16 protein-coding genes and 1 pseudogene are annotated in these 19,849 nt (G+C 49.2%); 2 read left to right on the forward strand and 15 right to left on the reverse strand.

What is annotated here, in order from left to right; all coding sequences use genetic code 11:
- Positions 1-327, forward strand: a pseudogene (locus NSB25_RS05795) (hypothetical protein); the annotation flags it as partial.
- A gap of 295 nt (positions 328-622) precedes the next feature.
- Here the strand turns inward: NSB25_RS05795 and NSB25_RS05800 are convergent.
- The 14 genes from NSB25_RS05800 to NSB25_RS05865 form a co-directional block, all read right to left on the reverse strand.
- A complete protein-coding gene (locus NSB25_RS05800) occupies positions 623-1,888 on the reverse strand; it encodes a metallopeptidase TldD-related protein (protein WP_172454984.1) in 1,266 nt (421 codons plus the stop codon).
- Between the two features lie 111 nt (positions 1,889-1,999).
- The gene (locus tag NSB25_RS05805; RefSeq protein ID WP_103238692.1) at positions 2,000-3,430 is read right to left on the reverse strand and encodes a TldD/PmbA family protein; all 1,431 of its coding nucleotides are present in this window, start codon (positions 3,428-3,430) and stop codon (positions 2,000-2,002) included.
- 40 nt (positions 3,431-3,470) lie between these two features.
- The gene (ruvB, locus tag NSB25_RS05810; RefSeq protein ID WP_103238691.1) at positions 3,471-4,487 is read right to left on the reverse strand and encodes a Holliday junction branch migration DNA helicase RuvB; all 1,017 of its coding nucleotides are present in this window, start codon (positions 4,485-4,487) and stop codon (positions 3,471-3,473) included.
- 73 nt (positions 4,488-4,560) lie between these two features.
- A complete protein-coding gene (gene ruvA, locus NSB25_RS05815) occupies positions 4,561-5,172 on the reverse strand; it encodes a Holliday junction branch migration protein RuvA (protein WP_103238690.1) in 612 nt (203 codons plus the stop codon).
- Between the two features lie 15 nt (positions 5,173-5,187).
- Entirely contained in the window at positions 5,188-6,558 is a 1,371-nt protein-coding gene (locus tag NSB25_RS05820; RefSeq protein WP_207656143.1) for an MATE family efflux transporter, read from the reverse strand.
- 97 nt (positions 6,559-6,655) lie between these two features.
- Positions 6,656-7,156, reverse strand: a complete 501-nt coding sequence (gene leuD / locus NSB25_RS05825) for a 3-isopropylmalate dehydratase small subunit (protein ID WP_103238689.1) — start codon at positions 7,154-7,156, stop codon at positions 6,656-6,658.
- 135 nt (positions 7,157-7,291) lie between these two features.
- Positions 7,292-8,563 carry a 3-isopropylmalate dehydratase large subunit gene (gene leuC / locus NSB25_RS05830; RefSeq protein ID WP_103238688.1) on the reverse strand — a complete coding sequence of 424 codons (1,272 nt, stop codon included), beginning with the start codon at positions 8,561-8,563 and terminating at the stop codon, positions 7,292-7,294.
- 104 nt (positions 8,564-8,667) lie between these two features.
- Positions 8,668-9,591, reverse strand: coding sequence for a type I phosphomannose isomerase catalytic subunit (locus tag NSB25_RS05835; protein ID WP_103238687.1), 924 nt, complete (start codon positions 9,589-9,591; stop codon positions 8,668-8,670).
- A 15-nt stretch (positions 9,592-9,606) separates the two neighbouring features.
- The gene (locus NSB25_RS05840; protein ID WP_103238686.1) at positions 9,607-10,473 is read right to left on the reverse strand and encodes an ROK family protein; all 867 of its coding nucleotides are present in this window, start codon (positions 10,471-10,473) and stop codon (positions 9,607-9,609) included.
- Positions 10,474-10,632: 159 nt separating this feature from the next.
- A complete protein-coding gene (locus NSB25_RS05845; RefSeq protein ID WP_103238685.1) occupies positions 10,633-11,538 on the reverse strand; it encodes an Rpn family recombination-promoting nuclease/putative transposase in 906 nt (301 codons plus the stop codon).
- A 372-nt stretch (positions 11,539-11,910) separates the two neighbouring features.
- A complete protein-coding gene (gene dprA, locus NSB25_RS05850) occupies positions 11,911-13,146 on the reverse strand; it encodes a DNA-processing protein DprA (protein ID WP_103238684.1) in 1,236 nt (411 codons plus the stop codon).
- 9 nt (positions 13,147-13,155) lie between these two features.
- A complete protein-coding gene (locus NSB25_RS05855; protein WP_103238723.1) occupies positions 13,156-14,712 on the reverse strand; it encodes a YifB family Mg chelatase-like AAA ATPase in 1,557 nt (518 codons plus the stop codon).
- A 153-nt stretch (positions 14,713-14,865) separates the two neighbouring features.
- The gene (locus NSB25_RS05860) at positions 14,866-15,885 is read right to left on the reverse strand and encodes a type IV pilus twitching motility protein PilT (protein ID WP_103238683.1); all 1,020 of its coding nucleotides are present in this window, start codon (positions 15,883-15,885) and stop codon (positions 14,866-14,868) included.
- 335 nt (positions 15,886-16,220) lie between these two features.
- A complete protein-coding gene (locus NSB25_RS05865) occupies positions 16,221-17,201 on the reverse strand; it encodes an ankyrin repeat domain-containing protein (protein WP_103238722.1) in 981 nt (326 codons plus the stop codon).
- 208 nt (positions 17,202-17,409) lie between these two features.
- On the opposite strand from NSB25_RS05865, the gene NSB25_RS05870 reads away from it, so the two are divergent.
- Complete coding sequence (locus NSB25_RS05870) at positions 17,410-18,234, forward strand: alpha/beta hydrolase (RefSeq protein WP_103238682.1); 825 nt, start codon at positions 17,410-17,412, stop codon at positions 18,232-18,234.
- 186 nt (positions 18,235-18,420) lie between these two features.
- Here NSB25_RS05870 and NSB25_RS05875 read toward each other — a convergent pair whose 3' ends face one another.
- Positions 18,421-19,782 carry a hemerythrin domain-containing protein gene (locus NSB25_RS05875; protein ID WP_103238681.1) on the reverse strand — a complete coding sequence of 454 codons (1,362 nt, stop codon included), beginning with the start codon at positions 19,780-19,782 and terminating at the stop codon, positions 18,421-18,423.
- Positions 19,783-19,849 lie beyond the last annotated feature (67 nt).

Here is a 19,849-nt window from a genome sequence, read left to right on the forward strand (position 1 = left end):
CGGAAACGTGGCTGCTTCTGTGAACACCCCTGTTCACCGGCAAAATATGGAAGAACCGTACACATCTTTACCAATGACAATCCAAGGTTATTCAACATACCGCCAAGGGACTCTAAAGCATGGGAAAAGGAATATGACAGAAGAACTTCCGTGGAGCGCTCCAACAAGCGGGAGAAAGAGGACTATAAATTAGAAGACGGCAGGCACCGCTCTACGAAGATGTGGTACTGCCGCCTCTACGGCATCATGATGTTACAGCATCTTGATGCCTGGGAAATGCCATCGACTGAGGCATTTCAAGAATCATTCTTAGGTTTAGCCGCCTAATAATGATATCTTAAGCGATTCCATAAGATTTTTCAAGGCATAGTACCCACTATGTCCAATGTTTATGTCCATTTTTCTCAAATTTCTTTTCCTGCACCATATTCAGTTGTCAATTTTCAGTTAGAATCACATTCATTGAGATTCCGAGAAGTTATTCCCGGAATTTTAGCCGGGCTTATCAGCAAGCTGAAAGATTTATCCCTATGATATCATGGGATTTACTTTTTCGCAATCATAAATTGTTCGTTTCTCCCAATTGTTTCTCCCATTGAATTTTCCATAGCCTTCCGCCGGCTTACCCTGCCACATTAATTCCCTCCATACACACTGACACAGGACCTTCAAACGTTTCCTCTGTCTGCATTTCCCGGGAAAAGAGCAGATTCTTCTGGGCTTCCAGAATATTGCCGTTGATAGAACCTCCTGTAACCGGAATCTTCCTCTCTCCGTCGTACCAGAAAGCAAGTCTGATTTCTCCCCCGAAGTGTCCGGTGAAACTGTCCATCTGAAAGTCGGAGAAGTTCACAATCTCGAGATAAGGTGCCGCCTTCATTTCCTCCACGGATACATTCCCGGCTTCCGCTTTGCAGCAACGATAGTTGCCGGTGGGCTCCAGGCCCAGATAATAAGCATACCTGTTGCTTCCGTGAATCAGCTTAAGCTTCCCGTCCCGAATCAGCTCTCTGTCTCTCATGGGAATCCCCTCGGCGCTGTAGGGCTCCAGTGCCTTCAGCGTCAGATTGATTCGATCCTTCTCCACCTTTTCTCCCTGTACTTCACAGCCTTCCTGAAAGGCAGAATACTTCGGATAAATCATATAGGAATCGGAACGTTCCACATAGTAACTGAAAATCTGTTTTACATAAGGGCCGGATATCATCACACGATATTCCCCCGCCGGAGGTGCGGAAACAGCTTTCGCTCTGGCCCGTGTCATTTCCAGGGTGTCTCTCACCTTTTTGCGGAGAGCTTCTGTATTCAAATCATTATAGGCAAAATCCTGATAGGTCTCCACATCCTGACCGTCAATACACTGTACCACAAATTCTCCCTGGATCCGGCTCTTCCGGTAGCTCACATTCACGCCCCGGGAATTGAGAATATGGCAGGTGGTCTTCGTGGCGAAGACTTCCGCAGAATTCAGGAATACATCTGTCTCAGTATCTTCCGCATACAGAGCTTCCGTAAACAGCTCTGCCATCTCCGTCAGAGAAGTATCGGGCAGATTGTCCTCTGCCGACGCTTCCTTCTGCCCGGCATACAGCTCATAGTATTTGTTTCTGACAAAACCTGCCGCATAGAGAGCGTCCCGGAACATTTCTTCCATCTCTTCCCCGGTAAAGCTGTCCTGAATCTGTACAGAAGCCGAACCCAGCATATGATTTTCACCTTCTGTAAATTCTTTATAGACCACCACCTGCGCCTGACGGATTTCTTTCCTCCTCTGCATATCAAGAGATTTTCGGATAAAAAACAGCTCCGCGGATTCTTCTCTGGTTTCGGTAATCTGATATAATTCCACTCCGCTCCTTTTCAGTGCGGATAATATTCTTTCTATCATGCTTTCCTCATTTCTGCGCTGTGTCATACAAATCGCTTTTCTTTTTGCAAAATCAGTACCCTCCAGACTGCAAATCAGGTAATACTGTCTCTTTGAAACTGCTGCAGTCTGTCAGCCAAGACGTATTCTGGCCTTGATATGCGGACCGCCGTCAGACACCTTGACCCATTCTTTGTAGCCCTTGCCGCACATACCTCCGCCGCCCAGTTCAACCTCTTCCGACACCATGCTGATAGATTTCAGCAGATCCGGCACATATCCCGTAAGCACCACAGGGGAGAAGATCTTACCGGTAAGCTTTCCGTCTCTGATCTCCCGGGCAATGCTGACCATGCACTGAATTCCCCAGTTTTTCGGGTCTTCCATGCCGCTGGAAGGTTCTTCCAGCAGAAAGCCATAATCAACAGAGGCAATCATATCCTCCACCCTGTCCACACCGCCTTCGAAAAAAGTATTGGTCATTCTGGTATAAGCTTTCCTCTGATAGCTCTCCCTCCGACCGTTTCCGGTAGGTGCCGTTCCCAGGTGCATGGCCGACTGCGCGTCACTGATTCCGGCCTGCAGAATGCCATGGTCGATTATCGTGGTATCCTTTGCCGGAATCCCTTCGTCGTCGAAGAAATATGTGGCGACTTCTCCAGCGGCTCCGGCACCGTCATGCATGGTAACCAGGTCAGAGGCCACCTGCTTTCCCACAAATTCTTCTGCCTGTGCTCTCTTTTTCACGAACATATCCATTTCCACACCATGACCGAAGGCCTCATGCACAATCATACCGGTAACTTCGGGCCTGCAGATACAGGTGTATTCACCGGGCCTGATGGGCTCGCTGTCCAGCAGCTCCAGAGCCACCCGTGCCGTATCTTCCACGCCGTCCCGCATTCTCTCCAGGACCTCCGCACCGCCCAGATTGGAAAAGCTTTTATAACTGCTCTTGATCTCCTCTCCTCTGGATGCCATCACGCTGAATCCGCCTGCCATCCAGAGTACATTCTGCTCCATATCACGATTTTTTGAGAGAAACAGCTTACTGTATTTCTGAAAACTGGCAAATGCTCTGCAGTCCAGTATCTTTTCGCTGCAGGCTCTGCCGGTCTCGCTGATCTGGGTCAATTCCCGGAGAATTGCCTCGTCTCCGTACGCCAAAGGATCAATCTCATATTCTGTGCTGTCTGCAAATACCATTGGCTCATCCTCTACCATGGCATAGACGCTTTTCTTCACTCCCTGGGGAAGTTTTTTCGACATGGGCCAGAGTTCTTCCCTGATCCTGCGGAGGATTTCCTCAATTCGTTCTTCCGAAATCTCATTAAAAGAATACTCCCCGTAGCTCGTCCCGTCATAGATTTTTATGACGAATCCCCGTCCGGACATCAGCGGAATCATATTCGCGGATGTCACCGTTCTGGATACGGAATACTGTCTGGATACCGAATCTGTGGCCAGAATGGACACATACGGGTATTCTTCCAGAAGTCTGTCCCGCAGATGAATCAACACAGGTTTCATCTCTTTCAGATAATTACTTGATTTTACTTTCATCTCAGTCTCTGTTTCCTTTCTTTTTTGTTCTATTTACTTATCATATATCGCCGCGTCTGTTCCTGTAAATCCCACAGTCCAGATGCCGATATGCCAGCTCCGTAACCACCCTGCCTCTGGGCGTGCGATTCAGAAAACCGTTTTTGATCAGATAGGGCTCATAGACGTCTTCTATGGTTCCCGCATCTTCTCCGATTGCGGCGGCGAGTGTATCCAGTCCCACAGGGCCGCCGTCAAATTTCTCAATCATAGTCAGCAGTATGTTCCGGTCGATATGGTCCAGTCCCAGTTTGTCCACATCCATCAGATCAAGGGCAGTTCTGGCCACCTCCTCAGTAATAATCCCATCATATTTCACCTGGGCAAAATCACGTACCCTTTTTAAAATACGGTTGGCAAGTCTGGGCGTTCCCCGGCTTCTGCGGGCCATTTCCAGTGCGCCTTCCGGCTCGATTTCCACAGCCAGCATTCTTGCCGAATGCAGAATGATCATCTGCAGTTCCTGTATGGTATAAAATTCCAGATGATAAATCATTCCGAACCGGTCTCTCAGCGGTGCCGTCAGAAGGCCTGCTCTGGTAGTTGCGCCCACCAGAGTGAACCTGGGCAGTTCCAGCCGCACGGACCGGGCAGTGGAGCCCTTCCCGATCATAATATCAATACAGTAATCTTCCATGGCCGGATAGAGAACCTCTTCCACCTGACGGTTTAAACGATGTATCTCATCTACAAAAAGCAGATCTCCCTCCTCCAGGTTGTTGAGAATTGCCGCCATCTCTCCCGGTTTCTCTATGGCCGGCCCGCTGGTTACCTTCAAATGAACTCCCATCTCATTGGCGATAATCCCCGCAAGCGTTGTCTTGCCCAGTCCCGGCGGACCGTAAAAAAGTACATGATCCAGCGCATCCCCCCGCAGTTTTGCAGCTTCAATATAAATTTTCAGGTTCTCCTTCACCTTGGACTGACCGATATAGTCATCCAGCTTCTGCGGGCGGAGAGAGCCTTCTATCTTAATATCTTCTTCCGTTATATTCGTCTCAATCATTCTCTTCGGCATATTTATTTCCTTTCGTTGCCGGGTATGTGATATCTCATTCCAGGTGACAGATTCCCATCCAGGAATTTACACCTCAAAACATTTTCTTCAGAGCAGCCTTCAGCACCCCGCCGGAATCCATGGATTCTATTCCCTCGATGGCATTGACCGCCTTCACGGCCTCCCCATGACCATATCCAAGAGAAACCAGTGCCTCCACCGCTTCCTTTTTCTGCGGATTGTCTCCCACTCCTGCAGACGCAGCTCTGGTACTCTCTATCTCGCGTTCAATCATGGCATCATCTGCTTTTATTTTATCCTTCAGCTCCAGAATCAGTCGTTCTGCAGTTCTGGCACCGATTCCCGGCGCTTTGCAGATAGTTTTCACATCCCCCGACATAATTGCAAACCGCAGAGAATCTGCATCCAGCACAGACAGAATGGCCAGCGCACCTTTCGGTCCGATGCCGTTTACTGTAATACATTTCTTAAAAATCGCCAGGTCATTTCCGGACAGAAAGCCAAACAGCTGGATTGCGTCTTCCCGCACACTGGTGTAAGTGTACAACTTTGCGGTCTCTCCCACTCCCGGCATTCTCGCCGCGGTATCTGCAGATATTCTTACATTATAGCCGATACCATTTATTTCTATCACGGCATTATCTTCAGCGATATCCGCCACGGTTCCCTTCACATATGCAATCATACTTTCCCTTTCTTTTCAGTCAATTCCCGGATCTCTTTTCAATAGTTTACGATATACAATCGCAAAGCACACCATATGTACCCCAAAGGTCAGCCCCCAGCTGACCGGGTAGGAAATATACAGACATTTCAGAGTATGGACCTTCTGGAATACAGTATAAATCCAGACCACTCTGAGCAGACAGGCCCCTGTCAGAGATACCAGCATGGGCATAATGGCATAACCCATTCCCCGCAGCGCCCCCACTGCCACATCCATCATGCCGCACAGGAAATAGGGGACACAGATAATGCCCATTCGCAGAATTCCATATTGAATCACCTGCGGGTCCGTTGTGTACAGTCGAAGCAGCGTTCCGGCAAAGAGATAGGCAAAGCCTCCCATCAGTCCGCCCACAGCCATTACCAGAAGTTCACAGATCAGCAAAACCTTTTTAATTCTTTTATACTTTCTTGCTCCGTAGTTCTGGCCGCTGAAGCTGATAGCCGCCTGATGAAAAGCGTTCATGGCTGTATAGACAAATCCTTCTATATTACTGCCTGCCGTATTCCCTGCCATGGCCACGGAGCCGAAACTGTTTACCGAAGACTGAATCAGCACATTGGAAATAGAGAACAGTGCCCCCTGCATCCCTGCCGGAACACCGATCTGAATCATTCTCACCAGTTTGTCACCGGCAATCCGTATCCCTTTCAGATGCAACCGATAGGGACTGTCTGTCAGAATCAGGCATCTGACCACCAATGCCGCAGAAATAGCCTGAGAAGCCACCGTGGCAGTGGCTACCCCTGCCACCCCCATGGAAAAAACGATTACAAACACCAGATTTAATATGACATTCACAACACCTGCTATCAGCAGATAATAAAGTGGTCTTCTGGTATCGCCCACGGCGCGCAGAACGGCACTGCCGAAATTATACACCATCATGAATGGCATTCCGGCAAAATAAATCCTCATATAGAGAACGGAATGCGAGATGACATCTTCCGGGGTTCCCATCCAGTTCAGCGCCGGCCCGGAAATAAAAAAGCCCAGAAAAATCAAAATGATACCGCCTGCCACGGCAGTGGCCAGCGCTGTCTGTACCATTTCCTTCAGTTCACCGTTCTGACCGGCTCCGTAATACCTTGCCACCAGCACATTGGCGCCCACAGACAGCCCGATAAATAGATTCACAATCAGATTTGTCAGAGAACTGGTCGAGCCCACAGCCGCCAGAGCCTCATTTCCCGCAAAACGTCCCACCACCACAATATCCGCCGCATTGAACAGAAGCTGCAGAATTCCGGACAACATAAGAGGAACATAAAAAATCATGATTTTCCCAAGAAGAGGACCATTGCACATATCAATTTCATACTTTTTCGATGATTGCTTTTCCATAATAATCCGCCCTGTTTTTATGAATATTACAGCGGAGCTTATGGCTCCGCTGTGAATTGAATCTCATTCTATGGCAATTCCGTTGTCATGACTTACATCAGAGGCTCTTCCGGGCAGATGCGTTAATGTAATTAATCAGCCCTTCCGATGCAATGATTTTCTGCATAAATTCCGGGAAGGCCTGTCCCTTATATTGCGTTCCCTTTGTCACATCCGTAATTATCCCGGAGTCAAAATCCACTTCCACTTCATCTCCGGCGTCTATGCCTTTCGCCGCTTCCGGACACTCAATTATGGGCAGCCCGATATTGATGGCATTTCTATAGAAAATTCTCGCAAAGGTTTCCGCTATCACGCAGCTGACTCCGGCTGCCTTGATGGCAATAGGGGCATGTTCTCTGGAAGACCCGCAGCCGAAATTCTTCTCCGCCACAATAATATCTCCCTTCTGCACCTTTTTCATAAAATCTCCGTCAATATCCTCCATACAGTGCACTGCCAGCTCTGCAGGATCGGAAGTATTCAGATATCTGGCGGGAATAATGACATCTGTATCCACGTTATCACCGTATTTAAACACTGTTCCTTTTGCGTTCATGTTTCTCCCAGTTTCGGTCTTCAATCCCGAAATTCCTTTCTTTCATTTTTCACACAGACACTTTACTTTCAGGTCATGACCCGGACGCAGATTATCAGCAACAATAATCTTACCCGCGAATTCCGCGGCCCGGCATCATGCCAGATCCTCGGGACTGGAGATCACACCTGTCACGGCGCTGGCTGCCGCAACCGCAGGGCTGGCCAGATAGATTTCCGAGGAGACATGTCCCATACGACCCACAAAGTTGCGGTTTGTGGTGGATACACACCGCTCTCCTTCGGCGAGAATACCCATGTATCCGCCCAGGCAGGGTCCGCAGGTAGGCGTACTTACAACCGCTCCCGCCTCTATAAAGGTTTTCAGCAATCCCTCTTCCATGGCCTGCATGTAAATGGCCTGCGTGGCAGGAATCACGATACAGCGCATTCCCTTCGCCACATGTCTGCCCCGAAGTACTTCCGCTGCAATACGCAGGTCGTCCAGACGTCCGTTGGTACAGGACCCGATCACTGTCTGGTCGACGGCAATGGGATCCATCTGTCTGATTTCTTCGATGGTATGTGTATTTTCCGGCAAATGAGGGAAAGCCACCGTAGGCTGCAGGGTACTTAAGTCTATGGTATATTCTTCATCATATACGGCATCCTCGTCTGCCTGATAAATTCTGTACGGTTTGGAGGAATGCTCTTTTATATAGCTTTCCGTCAGCGCATCCACAGGGAAAATACCATTTTTACCACCGGCTTCAATGGCCATATTGGCGATGGTAAAGCGATCGTCCATTGTAAGATTTGCAATACCGTCTCCTGTGAATTCCATGGATTTATAGAGAGCGCCATCCACGCCGATCATACCGATAATATGTAAAATCACATCCTTGCCGCTGACCCATTTCCCGGGCCTGCCGGTTAAATGAAATCTGACAGCGGAAGGTACTTTAAACCAGGCTTTTCCGGTAGCCATTCCCGCCGCCATATCCGTGCTTCCCACTCCTGTGGAAAATGCGCCTAACGCACCGTATGTACAGGTATGAGAATCAGCGCCGATAATCACATCTCCTGCCACGGTGAGACCTTTTTCCGGAAGAAGCGCATGCTCAATTCCCATCTCGCCTACTTCAAAGTAATTGGTAATTTCATTTCTGCGGGCAAACTCCCGGACACATTTACAGTGCTCGGCGGATTTGATATCCTTGTTAGGTACAAAATGATCGGGCACCAGAGCAATTTTGTCCCTGTCAAAGACTCCGGCTGCCTGAATTTTCTCCATTTCCTTAATTGCCACAGGGCTGGTAATATCATTCCCCAGCACCAAATCAAGATTTGCCTCAATCAGCTGTCCCGCCTCGACTCTGTCCAGACCTGCAGCCGCAGCCAGAATCTTCTGTGTCATTGTCATTCCCATCTCGCTAAACCATCCCTTTCTCGTTGTCTGTGTTATCTAACACATATTCTCAGAGCCTGCCGCTTTCCTTTTGATACTGCAGGTATCCAGTGTTCCATACCCGCTCACTCTTCCACAGTAGATAAAATCAGGCTCATATCGCCGCTCATTTCCACATTTCCATAATCTGCAGACAATATGAAATGATCCCCTTTCCGAACAGCCTTTCCGTCCACGCTTCCCGTGCCTTCCAGAACTGAAGCCGCCAGGAAAGGGTATTTCTGTTCAAATGTCGCACTTCCTTTTACATCCAGCTTAAATACATTATATTTCTCACAGGCATACATCAGATTCAGCGCATTCTCCGGCAGGTTATCGGTGGATTTCATACAGTCTTCCATCCCTTTTGCCGGCACTGTGATAACATCCAGACTTTTATCAATATGAAGCTCTCTTTCCTTTCCATTCTGAAGCCTGCCGTAATCATAGAGCCTGTAAGTGATGGCGCTGTTCTGCTGGGTCTCCAGAATCAGAGTATGTGCCTTAATCGCATGTACCGTTCCAGGGTCTATCTGAATGAAATCGCCTTTCCGAATAGGAATCTCCCGAATCAGGTCCTTCCATTTTCCTTCCGCTACCATAGTCTTCAGCTCTTCTTCTGTCCGGGCATTATGACCGATTACCAGAGTGGCTCCTTCCGGACAGTCCATAATATACCAACATTCTGTCTTCCCCAGACTGCCGTTTTCCTTTTCCATGGCATAGGCATCATCCGGATGGACCTGAATGCTCAGGTCATCCTGTGCATCGATAATTTTAGTCAGCAGCGGGTATCTGTCATAGGGCAGATTACCGAACAGCTCCGGATGCTCCTGCCAGATTTCGGACAGCTTTTTTCCTTCATAGACGCCACTTCGAATGGTTCCGTCTCCTTCCGGATGCGCCGAAATTCCCCAGCACTCTCCCACGTCATTTCCTTCCACAGCATAGCCGAATTCTTCCCGCAGTTTTGAACCGCCCCATATATTATGTACGCATACCGGAGTCAAAAAAAAGGATTTCTCTCATGCCAGTACCCCCAATCTGATTGCGCCCTTAATTCCGGGATCCTCGCCCAGAGCAGGAGGCACAATATAGTCATCAATGGATTCCAGAATCATTTCATGAGACACATAGCCGTTTAAAAGGCGTTTTACTTCCCTCCGCACCATGGCAAAAAGCTTTTCCTGATGCATGACGCCTCCCCACAGTATGATTTTCTGGGGCGAATATACCAGAATATAGTCCATTATGGCCTGAGCGATATAATAGGCTTCCAGCTCCCATACTTCATCTCTGTCTGCCAGTTCCGCCCCTTTCTTCCCCCAGCGTGCTTCAATGGCAGGGCCTGCCGCCAGGCCTTCCACACAGTTTTTATGAAAGGGACATTTTCCCTCATAAGAATCTTCCGGATGTCTGGACAGCATAATATGCCCGGCTTCTGGATGGACCAGTCCGTGCAGCAGCGCCCCGTTCAGATACACGCCCACACCCACACCGGTTCCTATGGTGATATAAATCGCATTTTCCAGTCCTTTTGCCGCTCCCCAGGTCACTTCCCCCAGCACAGCACCATTCACATCAGTATCAAACCCTACCGGTATGCCGAAAGCGTCTCTGAAAGTTCCGACAATATTACAGTTTTCCCAGCCTTTTTTGGGAGTCTTCGTAATATATCCGTAGGTTTTCGACTGTCTGTTTAAGTCAAGGGGCCCAAAACATCCGATACCCAGCGCTCTGATATCCCACTGCCTGAAATATCCAATCATATCCTCGAAGGTTTCTTTGGGCTGCCTGGTGGGAAAAGACACTCTGTCCTTAATATTCCCGTTTTCATCTCCAACCGCACAGACCATCTTTGTTCCGCCTGCTTCAATTCCTCCAATTAACATGTTTCGTCCTCCTGAAAAAGATTTATTTCAAGTATATCATAAGGCAAAATGATGTCAAGGATAATTGGGAATGCCGTCGGATAAATTAGTGTTTAATAGACAAATTATAACAGTAAGGCAACTGCCAAAACTGTTACAATGCAATTTGCACATTCGGCTTTATCGCTGTAATGACGCTCTGATTTCTTCATCGTTCAGGTCCGGATATTTTTTCAATACATGGCATATCTGAGTAATAAGATTAATATCTTCTTCCAGCATATCCGCAATCTCTTCCGGAGACATATTTCTGGAAATTTTTTTCCGGACTAGACTGATGACCTTCTGGAGTTCCCCTTCCGCCCATCCTTCCGCCCTGCCTCTGGTTTCACCGATTGCGATTCCCTCTTCCCGCACATAATCATCTCTTGCATTCCTGTCCCGGATCTCTTTCATATGCGCGTCATATAAAGCTCGTATTACTTTTCCGGCACTGGAAAGCTTTATTTCTCTGATTGCCTCTAAAATACCAGGGTTTTCTGTCTTAATCATGTCCAGCTCCTCCTCTGTCTCTGCATTAAAAATCCGGATCCAGTCATCCATCCGTTCGGTACCGCTCAGCTTCTTCTGTAATTCCACGATATGTACTTCCAGCAGATCAGTAAATTCATCGCCATTTTTGTCCCTCAGCCTGTAAACCCGATGATAATCCGGATCATTGCTGAGATTAAAATCCAGGATACTGACGCTGACGCACCGTTTTAATTTCGTATACTTTTCACCGAACAGCAGGTCTTCTGTAAAAGTCTTTGACAGATAAAACAAAGAGCGCCTGTCCCAGTACCGGATGATTTTGATCTGCAACTCAATGTTGATTTTCGTGTCGCCGTTCAAAAGCAGCAGAATGTCAAGAATCCCCTGCTTTTGGCGGAAGAAGCGCTTCCACAGGAAGGGACTGGCCAGGCGCACCGACCGGATTTCCTCTGTGGGAATATCCAGCACGTCACTGACAAAATGCCTTCTGACAAGCGGGTTCTGCATCAGATACCTGAATAAATAGTCGTACTTCAAAGAAACAATATCCATTCACTGTCCTCCTTTTTCCACAGGAGAACCAGATATTCCGAAATCCCCTGCTTTTGCACTTTGATTTTGAATTTAAAAGCATAGAGTTTCGATAACAAATGAAAACAACTGACCTGAGTCGCACAGGCGACCGGTGAACAGGAATTTCACAGATTAAAATTCCCTGCCGAGAAATTATCATGCTTTGAGCTGATTTTAGCATATGGGACAGGAACATGCAAGACTAAATTACAAATTCTGCAATACGCATTTTGCTGTCTTATATGATATAAAAAATTGACACCTCATTCTCAAAGAGTGGGTATATCTTATCTGGAGATATTTCATCAGCTATTGGAATAACCAATGGATCTGCTCCTCTAATGGCGGATTTCACTCTGTCGTCCGCCTCCCGCTCAGACTGAACCGTCCCGGACTGATCTGTACCGCCAGCGCTTCCACACAAAGCCGCATCAGACAACTGATAACCTGTATCTTCCGATACTTCTCCGGCAGCTTCTCCCGGATTTCCTCCGGCGACTGCGGCGTAAAATCCAGTGCCCTGAAAACTGCTGCCAGTTCCGGATCCAGTCTCTCAGCAATGTCAGGACTGAATTCTTTTTTGCGGGAATGTTTCCGGCCCCCGGATTTCCCTTTTTCTCCTCTGCGTGCGACACTTTCACCCCCGTTTTTTTGTCTTTCACCGGCAGTTTGTTTCTCCGCACATTGCTGTTTCTTTTCCCAGTTCTGCCAGATTTCTTCCAGAAAGCTTCCGGGACTGAGCAGTACTTCTGCGCCCTGCCTGAGCAGACGATTGCAGCCGTCACTCAGTCTGTCCGTCACACGCCCCGGCACCACATATACATCTCTGCCCTGCTCTAAAGCCATATCCACCGTTATCAGAGTCCCGCTTTTCAGTCTGGCCTCCACCACTACCACAGCATCCGCCAGGCCGCTGACAATACGGTTTCTGGGCGGAAAATTCTGCGGTCTGGCCGGTGTTCCCACAGGATAAGTTGACAGAATGGCGCCGGTTTCCAATAGCTGGCCATATATCCTTCTGTTCTGGGCGGGATAACAAATGTCCACACCACAGCCCAGAACCCCCAATGATCTTCCCTTTGCTTTCATCGCCGCCTCCTGGCTGATGCCGTCGATGCCTCTGGCCATACCGCTGACCACGATTACTCCCTGCTGTCCCAGAACGGCTCCCAGTTCCGCAGCCACATATTTCCCATATTCAGAACAGTCCCGGGCCCCGATGACCGCAACCGCCGGCGCATCTGCCACAGGCAGTTTTCCTCTGACAAAAATCCCGTAAGGCGCATCCGGAATTTCTCTCAGTCTCTCAGGGTATTCCTCCTCATCAATCGTCAGAATCTCAATCCCCTCTTCCCGCATCTTCCCATACTCCGCCTCCGGACGCCAGGACGCGGTATACTCTTTCAGATATTTGACCTGCTTCGGCGTAAGCACTTGTTCCCAGGTCTCGTTGTCAGCAAGGTAAACCGCTTCCGGACCACCGCACAGTTCCGACAGTCTGTGCAGCTGCCTGTTATCAATGTACGGAAAATTACACAGCCAGCAGGCATATATTTTTTCTCTTTCTTTCCATTCTTTTCGATTCATTTTCCCCCCTCAATGGCCCCAATATTCCAGTGACGGCCTGTAAAAAGATGCCTCCATCAGATGGTCGGTTCCGATTACCTCCGCGCCTTCCAGGTCCGCAATGGTTCTTGCTACCCTTAAGATGCGATGATAGGCTCTGGCACTGAGCTGCAGTGACCTGTAAAGTTTCTCCATACATTGCTGCTGTTCCCGCCCCAGCACACAGTATTTTTCGATGGCCGAGACTTCTATATCTCCGTTAAAACGCCATGCTGTTCCCGCAAACCGTTCCCTCTGGCACAATCTGGCCTTTTCCACCCGACGCCGGATATCCGCGCTGCTCTCCCCGCCTGTCTTATTCTTAAGGCTGGCATAGTCAACGGTCTTGAGCTCCACACACAAATCAATTCTGTCCAGAATGGGTCCGGACACTTTTCCCATGTATTTTCCCACCTGAACCGAAGAGCAATGACAGCGGTTCGTGTCCGGATAATAGCCGCAGGGGCAGGGATTCATGGCGCAGACCAGCATAAAATCGCTGGGATATGTGACATTGCCGCTTATCCGTGATATGTTCACACGCCGATCCTCCAGGGGCTGGCGCAGCGCATCCAGAACGCTTCTCTGAAATTCCGGCAGTTCATCCAGAAAAAGCACTCCCCTGTGTGCCAGAGAAATCATGCCTGGTCTCGGCACAATGCTTCCTCCAATCAGGGCTGCCTGAGATATGGTGTGATGCGGACTTCTGAAAGGCCGCTCCGTCACCAGCGCTTCCCCCTCTTCCATCAGCCCCGCCACACTGACCACCGAAGTCACTTCCAGACTCTCCTCGAGAGTCAGAGGCGGCAGGATACCCGGAATCCGCTTGGCAATCATTGATTTACCGGATCCCGGAGGCCCTACCATCAGTAAATTGTGAAAGCCGGCCGCAGCAATCTCCGCGGCACGCCGTGCTGTCTCCTGTCCTGTTACTTCACGGAAATCCGGCCTTGTCTCCTCTGCTCCCCGGGCACTCTTCCCGAACAGGATATTAGTATCCACGGTGATTGCCTGCAGAACCTTCGCCCTTTCCTTCTGTTCTGCCATCAGAAAGTGCAGGATATCCAGAATATTATCCGCCGCCCAGACTGTCATACCGGGAATTACCGCCGCCTCTCCGGCATTTGCGGCAGGAACAATACATTGTGTCAGTCCGCCTGCCGCCGCAGCCTGCACAATGGGAAGTACACCCCGGGCCTTTTTCACCTCGCCGTTCAACCCCAGTTCGCCGAGGAACAGAATTCCTTCCGTCACTCCCTGTGGAATCATCCCCATAGATTCCAGCATTCCCGCTGCAATCGGCAGGTCAAAAGCCGTTCCTTCTTTCCTGGTATCCGCCGGAGAAAGATTGACGGTGATACGGCAGGGCGGCAGGTTCAGTCCCACATTTTTCAGGGCAACTGTCACGCGTTCTCTGGATTCCCGCACTTCCGTACTCAGAGAACCCACCATTAAAAAAGCCGGAAGTCCGTTGGCAATATCCACCTCCACAGAGACAAGATATGCGGATACTCCATAAACGGCTCCCGAAAAAACCGTACTGTACATAAGCACCTCCTGATTGATGATAATGGAAAAATAAGATGAATTGAATGAAATTAAGATGTTAAAGCTGTCTGAAAAATTAGAATTGGACAGGTCACAGCCAATCCCCGTACAGGCTTTGCCACTGCGAATAAAAGTTCGGGGATTCACTGTGCATTAAGTCTTCGGAACAATCTTTCCCTCTGTATACAGCCGGTTGAGAGATTCATCCATGGTGATCATTCCCTGTTCTCTGCCGCTGCGCATTACTCCCTGCAGCAGAGAAGTTCTGCCGCTGCGGACAGCATCCCGCATTTCAGGACATGCGAGCAATACCTCAAAAGCCGCCGCACGTCCGGCCCTGTCTCCGGCCGGAAGCAGTCTCTGAGCAACAACAGCCTCCAGCACATCGGCCAGCCGGCTGCGCAGCCCTTCCTGTCTGTATGAGGGGAAAAGGTCAATCATACTCTCCACAGCATTGACCACATTGGATGCATGTAGTGCGGACAGCACCAGATGTCCTGTTTCCGCCGCCGTCACAGCCGCGTTGACGGTTTCCGCATCCCGCAGCTCACCCACCAGAATCACATCCGGGTCCTCACGAAGCGCGGCGTCCAGCGCAGCCGCGTAGCTTCTGCTGTCCAACCCGATTTCCCGCTGATTTATCATGGACTTTTTGTGCTGATGTATATACTCTATGGGACTCTCCAGCGTGATTACCAGCGCGTTTCTGTTCTCGTTAATCTGCTCCACCAATGCCGCCAGCGTTGCAGATCTGCCGCTTCCGGAGGGACCGGTCACCAGCACCAGCCCGCTTTCCTTCTCATGCAGCCTGATGACAGACTCCGGCATTCCCAGCACCTCCGGTGACGGAATCTCCTTATCAACCAGATGAAGTGCCAGCGCCACATTGCCTCTCTGCTTGTAGGCATTGGCTCTGCATCGCCCGCAGTTTGAGACGGAAAAAGAAAAATCGTATTCTCCCTTCTCCTCGAAACTGCTCCTCTGAGACTCCGGCATCACATGAATCAGCATATCCAGCGTATCCGATGGCGATATCCTGGAGTATCCCATGCTCACAAGCGCACCGTTTACGCGCATTCTGGGCGGAAGTCCTGCCGCCAGATGAACGTCACTGGCACCGGCCTCCCTGGCCGTATGTAATATTTCTTCCAACATGGCAGATATCACAGACATAATTTCCCCTTTTCCCTCAGAATCCTGCTTCTGATTTATGGATGGCAATCTGATTTTTTACCAAAAGTAAAGTCATTATATCATGCCTTCCCGAATCTGACAATCTCAAAACTGTAAAAACAGGTAACCGGCACATTTCAGGTACAGCACATTCACGGTTCCGGAAGTCAAAGACCCCGCTGCAAGCAACGGGGCAACAAATTTGTATCGCTGCAGAGCAGAAAGCGTCCAAAGGATACTTTGGTATTTGACCCTCGCGGCAGTCGCCAAATGTGCATGCAAGCATGCCCGCTTGGCTCGTTGCCCGCGGGAATAAAAGAGGCGGGGCCAGCCTCTCAGCTTTCCGCCCCTGCCATCAAAAGCAATTCCACAATCTCGTTATATCCTCTCTCCGTCGCATAGTAGAGAGCTGTATGTTCTTCTTCGTCCGCACAGGTGACATCGGCTCCCTTTTCCAGCAGCTTTGCCGTCACGTTGTTCAGCCCGTTTCTCGCACTGATAATCAATGCCGTCTCCCCGGCACGATTTCTGCCGTTCACATTGGCTCCGTGCCGAATGAGAACATCCACCATATGTTCATTCTCATTTTCCGCCGCCGCATGAATGGGACTTTCCCCCACATTGGTCGCCTTGTCTGCCTCCGCTCCCGCCTCCAGCAGAAGCTCGGACACATAAATGTTGTCTTCTGCCACCGCAATAAACAGAGGGGTCTCTCCGTCATTGTTTACGGCATTTACATCTACATTCCCCTTCGCCAGCATCACTTTTACAACTTCACTCTGCCCGTTAAAGCATGACTGGTGAAGGGGTGTATTGCCGTTGGCATCTGTCTCCCCAAAACTGTCCGGTGATACTTCCGCCACCAGATAAGGCAGTCCCAGCGCATTGGCGTAATCCAGCGCCGTTCTGTTCTCATTATCTTTCACGGTCGTATCCGCTCCCTTTGCAATCAGATACTTTGCCGCCTCCACTTTCTTAGCTGTCACACTGTAAATCAGAACACTTTTTCCCTCTTTGTCCGTGGCATTGATATCCGCCCCCGCGTCCAGAAGACACTGTATAATTTCCTGATTTCCCACTGCGGCTGCAAAATGAAGAGGCGTGACACTGGCATTCGAAGCCAGGTTCACATCGGCCTGATTGTCAATCAGAAGTCTGACAATATCCCTCGCCCCTTTTTTACAGGCATAATGAAGCGGGGTAAATCCTCCCGCATCCCTCTTGTCCACATTGATGCCGCCCCTTTTCAGAAAAGTGATCACCACACTCTTCTGTCCATTCTGGCATGCTTTTAAAAATAAATCATCCAGCTGCATATTCCACCTCCGCGCCGCTTCTGCGGCTGAAATCATTATACTACAGCAGACAGGGGATGTCTATATTTCTCAGACGGACTCTTTAAAAGCATGCCAGGGCACATTCACATAAAAAAATCAGTTTTCATCTTGTCTTTTTCCGAATCAGGGCATATAATTTTCATACCATAAAAAGACCCGCTGAAACGGGCAGAAGGGAATCACTACCATGCAATACTTCAATCTGGATGTAAAACAAAGTCACTCCATGGAATACGCCGTCTGCAATGTATATCTGATCGACAGCGCCAAAGAGATCACCATCAAAACGCGGCCCATGGTCATTGTCTGCCCGGGAGGCGGCTATTCTTATACTTCAAACAGAGAGGCAGAAATTGTGGCATTACAGTTTCTTGCCATGGGATATCATGCCGCTGTCCTCAGATACTCCACGGCGCCGGCTGTTTATCCCACGGCAATTTTGGAGCTGGCCAGCACAGTGCTGCAGATCAGAAGCCATGCGGAAGAATGGAATATAAATCCGAATCAAATCGTGATAACAGGTTTCTCGGCCGGAGGCCATCTGGCTGCCAGCTACTGTATGTTCTGGAATCAGAAATGGATGGCGGAAGATTTGAGTACAGAGAATGAATTGCTGCGCCCCAACGGAATGATCCTTGGATATCCGGTGATTACATCAGGAGAATATGCCCATAAGGGTTCCTTCCAGAACCTGCTGGGAGACGAATATGAAGCTCAAAAAGAAAGTCTTTCTCTGGAAAACCGGGCGGGAGAACAGGTGCCCCGCACCTTCCTCTGGCATACCTGTGAGGATATGAGCGTGCCCGTTCAAAACTCTTTGCTCCTGGTTAACGCACTTGTCAGTCACCGGATTCCTGTGGAATTCCATCTGTTTGAAAAGGGAGGTCACGGGCTCTCCCTTGCCAACCGCCTGACCAACACCCAGGGACACGGTCCGGAATGCGCTGCCGGCGCCTGGATTCCCCTGGTCCGTCAATGGATGGAGAACTGGATTAACGGGCAGGAAAACTGATGTCCCATTGCCGCGTGTGACAGTGTCTCCATGTCACCGCTCATATTCCTGCTTTTGAACACAAAAAGGGCGCATGGTTCACATTTACCTGTTCCATGCGCCTTTATGCTGTTTTGCTGCTGCACAGCCGCCGGCGGGCCTGCAGCAGGGAGGTATACAAATTCCCTGTGCCGTTTTAACAGAAATTCAAGATGTTATTCTTGCCCTCTTTTTAAAGAAATCGCTGATAAATCCTTTGATTTCCTGAGGAGGTGTCGTCTTCAGCAGATAGCCTGCCGGCTTCAGAGGCAAAAGTTGCTGAAGGCGCTCTTTATCCACGGTTCCCGTCAGAAAGATAACGGGGATATCCACAAACGCCTCTTCCGCACGAATCATTTCCAATACCTGTTTTCCGTCGCAGATGGGCATTTCATAATCCAGCAGAACCAGATCCGGTTTATCCAAAGTGATACATCGAATTGCGGCTACCCCTGACTGTGCCTGGGTAATCTCATAGTCCTTATCAAAAAGTTCTTTCATAAACTGCAGCACAACGGCAGAGTCATCCACCACCAGTATCTTCTTTTTTCCGGCCTTTTCCTTCTCATTTTCTCTGAGATATTTCTGAATTTCATCCATTACATTCGCCGCTTTAAGAGGCATGCCCGGTGTATCCTCCAGCATGTGCGGCGCAAGCATACAATATGCAAAGTATCCCTTGCCTGTGTCGAACAGCAGACTGCTCTGAGGGTTATGCCGCTCAAATACTCTCTCAAACTGCTTGTACGGCAGCAGATTTTCTTCTACTATCTCAACCTGTCCGTCCGTGGAAAAATGAGACATGATTCTTTCTACAAACTGTCTGGATATGTACCTGGCAGCGTTCATCATCATGACATTTACCTTCTCTGCGTCAGAATCCACAAGATTACCCACCGTACTCACCAGCAGTTTCTCATCAAAAACCAGAAGGAATTCCCATCTCTCTCCTTTGTCGGACCCATAGACAAGGCGATAATAAATTCCGTTTCCGAACTTTTCTCCGCTGTAGCTCTCGCTGATCACCCGGGCCTCCAGCTGGAACAGATCATGCAGATGCTGGATAATGGTCTTCTTCATTGCCGCCTGTTCCTCTTCCGGCAGCAGCTCAGTCCACCTGCTGGAAACTCCGCCGGTAATAGCCCTGTCCTCTATCATGGTATGTCCAATAAGCCACCCTGCGCATACTCCCAGGAAATGTGCCACTGCCTCCGGAGAATAAAAAGACTCCTCCAACTCCTTTTCAATCTCCGGAAGTGTCTTCTTGCGAAAGATATCATGCAGACGTCTGTGCGTTTCATACCCTTCATACCCGATGGATGCCATGTACACTTCTTCTTCCGCAAAGTGCTTCATAGCATGGCCCTTAAAAAATTTGATTCCCTCCTGATATGCCCAGCGGCTTTTTTCGTCATTTCCTCCATAGGCAAACAGCTTGTTCATAATATTGAACAGCTTCTTGTGTTCTCTGTCAATGACATCCACTCCGATGCTGTATCTTTCATGCCATACAAACTTCTGATTATCCATTTCAACCCCCTGATTATAACATTAATTTCAATTTCTTATAGTTTGATCATAAACCGACTTGTGTTAA

The organism is Acetatifactor muris, from assembly GCF_024623325.1.
Taxonomy (GTDB): Bacteria; Bacillota; Clostridia; order Lachnospirales; family Lachnospiraceae; genus Acetatifactor; species Acetatifactor muris.

What these genes read in the sequence shown, in the direction of transcription:
- NSB25_RS05800 (WP_172454984.1), bottom strand. Translation starts at nt 1,888, where the DNA reads ATGATAGAAAGAATATTATCCGCACTGAAAAGGAGCGGAGTGGAATTA.
- NSB25_RS05805 (WP_103238692.1), bottom strand. Translation starts at nt 3,430, where the DNA reads ATGAAAGTAAAATCAAGTAATTATCTGAAAGAGATGAAACCTGTGTTG.
- ruvB (WP_103238691.1), bottom strand. Translation starts at nt 4,487, where the DNA reads ATGCCGAAGAGAATGATTGAGACGAATATAACGGAAGAAGATATTAAG.
- ruvA (WP_103238690.1), bottom strand. Translation starts at nt 5,172, where the DNA reads ATGATTGCATATGTGAAGGGAACCGTGGCGGATATCGCTGAAGATAAT.
- NSB25_RS05820 (WP_207656143.1), bottom strand. Translation starts at nt 6,558, where the DNA reads ATGGAAAAGCAATCATCGAAAAAGTATGAAATTGATATGTGCAATGGT.
- leuD (WP_103238689.1), bottom strand. Translation starts at nt 7,156, where the DNA reads ATGAACGCAAAAGGAACAGTGTTTAAATACGGTGATAACGTGGATACA.
- leuC (WP_103238688.1), bottom strand. Translation starts at nt 8,563, where the DNA reads ATGGGAATGACAATGACACAGAAGATTCTGGCTGCGGCTGCAGGTCTG.
- NSB25_RS05840 (WP_103238686.1), bottom strand. Translation starts at nt 10,473, where the DNA reads ATGTTAATTGGAGGAATTGAAGCAGGCGGAACAAAGATGGTCTGTGCG.
- NSB25_RS05845 (WP_103238685.1), bottom strand. Translation starts at nt 11,538, where the DNA reads ATGGATATTGTTTCTTTGAAGTACGACTATTTATTCAGGTATCTGATG.
- dprA (WP_103238684.1), bottom strand. Translation starts at nt 13,146, where the DNA reads ATGAATCGAAAAGAATGGAAAGAAAGAGAAAAAATATATGCCTGCTGG.
- NSB25_RS05855 (WP_103238723.1), bottom strand. Translation starts at nt 14,712, where the DNA reads ATGTACAGTACGGTTTTTTCGGGAGCCGTTTATGGAGTATCCGCATAT.
- NSB25_RS05860 (WP_103238683.1), bottom strand. Translation starts at nt 15,885, where the DNA reads ATGTCTGTGATATCTGCCATGTTGGAAGAAATATTACATACGGCCAGG.
- NSB25_RS05865 (WP_103238722.1), bottom strand. Translation starts at nt 17,201, where the DNA reads ATGCAGCTGGATGATTTATTTTTAAAAGCATGCCAGAATGGACAGAAG.
- NSB25_RS05870 (WP_103238682.1), top strand. Translation starts at nt 17,410, where the DNA reads ATGCAATACTTCAATCTGGATGTAAAACAAAGTCACTCCATGGAATAC.
- NSB25_RS05875 (WP_103238681.1), bottom strand. Translation starts at nt 19,782, where the DNA reads ATGGATAATCAGAAGTTTGTATGGCATGAAAGATACAGCATCGGAGTG.